At 69.9% G+C, this 4,487-nt stretch carries 2 protein-coding genes; one reads left to right on the top strand and one right to left on the bottom strand.

Going from position 1 to position 4,487, the window contains the following annotated elements; genetic code table 11:
* Nucleotides 1-77: 77 nt before the first annotated feature.
* A complete protein-coding gene (locus ACFWM7_RS33895) occupies nt 78-2,750 on the bottom strand; it encodes an FHA domain-containing protein (protein WP_383268233.1) in 2,673 nt (890 codons plus the stop codon).
* A 403-nt stretch (nt 2,751-3,153) separates the two neighbouring features.
* Between ACFWM7_RS33895 and serB the strand changes: the two genes are divergently transcribed.
* A complete protein-coding gene (gene serB, locus ACFWM7_RS33890; RefSeq protein ID WP_383268230.1) occupies nt 3,154-4,449 on the top strand; it encodes a phosphoserine phosphatase SerB in 1,296 nt (431 codons plus the stop codon).
* Nucleotides 4,450-4,487 lie beyond the last annotated feature (38 nt).

Raw genomic sequence — 4,487 nt, 5'->3', positions numbered from 1 at the left:
CCCCGCGGGGTGCCGGCCTCCGGCGTCGTCCATGTCCCCACCCATGTCCCCTCTACGGACAGGGACAGGGACGGGGACTACTTGCGCATGACCTCGGGCTCGTGGCGGCGCAGCAGGCGCGCGACCGCGATGCCGCAGATCACGCCGAGCGCGAGCAGGACGGTGATGTTGATGCCCCACTGGCTCGCCGTGTGCTCCCACAGCGGGTCGAGGTCGGTGGGGTTCTTCGGATCCCACGGCGGCATCAGGTGGGCCAGGTCCAGGGTGGTGCCGGCCGCGGCCATCGCCCAGCGGGACGGCATCAGCCAGGCGAACTGCTCCAGGCCCGGCGATCCGTAGACCTGGAAGAGGACGCCGGTGAAGACGACCTGGATGATCGCGAACATGACCAGCAGCGGCATCGTCTTCTCGGCGGTCTTCACCAGCGAGGAGATGACCAGGCCGAACATCATCGAGGTGAAGCCCAGCGCGATGATCGAGAGGCAGATCTCGACGGCCGGGGGCATGATCAGGCCCTCCTCCGGCAGATCGCGGGTGGCGAAGCCGATGCCGCAGATGATCACGCCCTGGAAGGCGGTGATCACGCCGAGGACGATCACCTTGGACATCAGGTACGCGGAGCGGGACAGGCCGGTGGCCCGTTCGCGCTCGTAGATGACCCGTTCCTTGATCAGCTCTCGTACGGAGTTGGCGGCGCCGGAGAAGCACATGCCGACCGCGAGGATCAGCATGATCGTCCCGGCCTTGCCGTTGAACCGGGACGGCGGGTCGGGCTCCGCGAGACCGAACTCCGCCGGGATGACCACGCTGACCACGCCGAGCACGGCGGGCAGGATCAGCATCAGGCCCATGAAGCCCTTGTCGGACGCGATGACGGAGGAGTATCTCCGGATCAGCGTCCACAGCTGTGCCATCCAGCCCTGCGGCTTCGGCGGGCGCATCTGCTGCGGGGGCGGCATGTTGACCGGCTGGGCCGCGACCGCGTCGATGTCGGCGGCGTACATCTGGTAGTGCTGCGAACCGCGCCAGCGGCCCGCCCAGTCGTAGTCGCGGTAGTTCTCGAAGGCGGAGAAGACATCGGCCCAGCTGGTGTAGCCGAAGAAGTTCAGCGCTTCCTCCGGCGGACCGAAGTAGGCGACGGAACCGCCGGGGGCCATCACGAGGAGCTTGTCGCAGATCGCCAGCTCGGCGACCGAGTGCGTGACCACGAGCACCGTGCGGCCGTCGTCCGCGAGGCCGCGCAGCAGCTGCATGACATCGCGGTCCATGCCCGGGTCGAGGCCGGAGGTCGGCTCGTCCAGGAAGATCAGCGAGGGCTTGGTGAGCAGCTCCAGCGCGACCGAGACGCGCTTGCGCTGGCCGCCGGAGAGCGAGGTGATCTTCTTGTCCTTGTGGATGTCGAGCTTGAGCTCGGCGAGGACCTCGGTGATCCGGGACTGTCGCTCGGCCTCGGTGGTGTCCGCGGGGAAGCGGAGCTTGGCCGCGTACTTGAGCGCCTTCGTGACGGTCAGTTCCTTGTGCAGGATGTCGTCCTGCGGGACCAGACCGATGCGCTGGCGCAGCTCGGCGAACTGCTTGTACAGGTTCCGGTTGTCGTAGAGGACGTCACCCTGGTTGGCGGGCCGGTAGCCGGTGAGCGCCTTGAGCAGGGTGGACTTTCCGGAACCGGACGGGCCGATGACCGCGATCAGCGACTTCTCGGGGACGCCGAAGGAGACGTCCTTGAGGATCTGCTTCCCGCCGTCGACCGTCACCGTGAGGTGGCGGGCGGAGAAGGAGACCTCACCGGTGTCGACGAACTCTTCCAGCCGGTCCCCGACCAGCCGGAACGTCGAGTGGCCGACGCCGACGATGTCGTTCGGGCCGATGAGCGCCGAGCCGGACTTTTGGAGCGGCTGGCCGTTGACGTACGTGCCGTTGTGCGAGCCGAGGTCGCGGATCTCGAAGCGGCCGTCGGGCGTCGCGTGGAACTCGGCGTGGTGGCGGGAGACCTGGAGGTCGGAGACGACCAGCTCGTTCTCCAGCGCACGACCGATGCGCATGACCCGGCCGAGGGCCAGCTGGTGGAACGTGGTGGGGCTGCGGTCCCCGTAGACCGGCGGCGCCCCCGCGGCACCACCCTGTCCGGGTCCGGCCTGGTGCCCGGGGTTCTGCTGGTGCGGCACGTTCTGGTGCGCGGGCTGCTGGTGCGGGACCTGCTGCTGAGGTGCCTGCTGGTGCCCGGCCTGCTGGTGTGCGGCCTGCGGCTGAGACTGCTGCCAGGCCTGGTGCTGGGCAGGGGCCTGGTGCTGGGCGGGGGCCTGGTGCTGGGCGGGGGCCTGGTGCTGGGCGGGGGCCTGGTGTCCCTGCCAGCCCGCGCCGGCCCCCTGGGGCTGCTGCTGGTGCGGCTGCTGCTGGGGAGCCTGCTGGGCTCCGACCGCCTGACCGCCGGCGACTCCGGCGCCCGCGGTGGGGCTGAGGCTCACCCGGGGGCCGTCGGTTGCGTTGCCCAGGTGCAGCACCGAGCCGGGGCCGATCTCCACCTGCTGGATCCGCCGGCCCTGCACATAGGTGCCGTTGGTGCTGCCGTGGTCCTCGATGGACCAACTGCGGCCGTTCCAGCTGATCGTGGCATGCCGCCACGACACTCTGGCGTCGTCGATCGTCAGGTCGCCCTGCGGATCACGTCCCAGGGTGTACGACCTGGACGGATCGAGCGTCCAGGTGCTGCCATTCAATTCCAGTACGAGTTCCGGCACTCCGCGCCCCACTAGTTGTCCCCCGTGTTACCCCCGTCGCAGGGAGTCTAGGGATGCTGAACATCGTGGGGAACTATTCCAGGACCAGTCCCCGATCCGAAAGTCGGGCGGGTGAAGAGCGCGGGGAGACCTGCGCGAACACCCTGATACCGGGGGGCGAAACAGGAGCGGAGCAGAAGAAGTCGGGATGAAGTGCTGATTACCGCTCAGAGAATCTTCAGGGCGGGCATAACGGCGGATACGAGGCAGCCGGCGCCTCCGAGCGCAAGACCCGTACCGGCCAGATCGGTGACTTCCCGCTCCCCCGGGCCCGTACTCCCGTCCGGCGCCACGGGAAGGCCACGTCGACGGTTCCCGTCCGGCACTCGGGACGGGCGGCCGGAGGGGGTGGCCGGACCGATACGGTGGGAACACCATGAGCGCATCTCAGCCACCTCAGCCCCTCTCGTCTCCTGAGCCCTCTGAGCCCCCTGAGCACCGTCGGGACGACGGCGTCGGCGACGGGCCTCCTCCGGGCAGCGACGCCCCCACCCTGCTCGTCAAGATCTTCGGCAAGGACCGTCCCGGCATCACCGCCGGGCTCTTCGACACCCTCGCCGCGTACGCGGTGGACGTCGTGGACATCGAGCAGGTCGTCACCCGTGGCCGCATCGTGCTGTGCGCCCTGGTCACCGCGCCCACGGCGGGGGGGACCACCGAGGGCGATCTGCGGGCGACCGTGCACAGCTGGGCCGACTCCCTGAAGCTGCAGGCCGAGATCATCTCGGGCATCGGCGACAACCGGCCCCGTGGTACCGGCCGTTCCCATGTGACGGTGCTGGGGCACCCGCTCACCGCGGAGTCGACCGCCGCCATAGCGGCCTCCATCACCTCGACCGGCGGGAACATCGACCGCATCTTCCGGCTGGCGAAGTACCCGGTCACCGCCGTCGAGTTCGCGGTGTCGGGGACCGGGACGGCCGAGCTGCGGACCGCGCTGGCGACCGAGGCCGCCGAGATCGGCGTGGACGTCGCCGTGGTCTCGGCCGGGCTGAGCCGACGCGCCCAGCGGCTGGTCGTCATGGACGTCGACTCCACGCTGATCCAGGACGAGGTGATCGAGCTCTTCGCGGCGCACGCGGGCTGCGAGGACCGGGTCGCCGAGGTGACCGAGCAGGCGATGCGCGGCGAGCTGGACTTCGAGCAGTCGCTGCACGCCCGGGTCGCGCTGCTGGCCGGCCTGGACGCCTCGGTGGTGGACAAGGTCCGTACCGAGGTACGGCTCACCCCCGGCGCCCGCACCCTGATCCGTACGCTGAAGCGGCTCGGCTACCAGGTCGGCGTCGTCTCCGGCGGCTTCACCCAGGTCACGGACGACCTGAAGGAGCGGCTCGGCCTCGACTTCGCCTCGGCCAACACCCTGGAGGTGGTGGACGGCAAGCTGACCGGCAGGGTCGTCGGCGAGGTGGTGGACCGGGCGGGCAAGGCCCGGCTGCTGCGGAGCTTCGCCGAGCAGGCGGGGGTGCCGCTGGCCCAGACGGTGGCGATCGGGGACGGGGCGAACGACCTCGACATGCTGAACACCGCCGGGCTCGGCGTCGCGTTCAACGCCAAGCCGCTGGTCCGCGAGGCGGCGCACACCGCGGTGAACGTGCCGTTCCTGGACACCGTGCTCTATCTGCTCGGCATCACCCGTGAAGAGGTCGAGGCGGCGGACGGCCTCGTCGACTGAGCCCGCCTCCCGCGCACAGGGCCCCGGCACCGCGGAGG

The sequence above is a fragment of the Streptomyces sp. NPDC058375 genome (genome assembly GCF_042723425.1).
Lineage (GTDB): Bacteria > Actinomycetota > Actinomycetes > Streptomycetales > Streptomycetaceae > Streptomyces > Streptomyces durocortorensis.
This window is presented reverse-complemented; position numbering and strand designations above follow the sequence as displayed.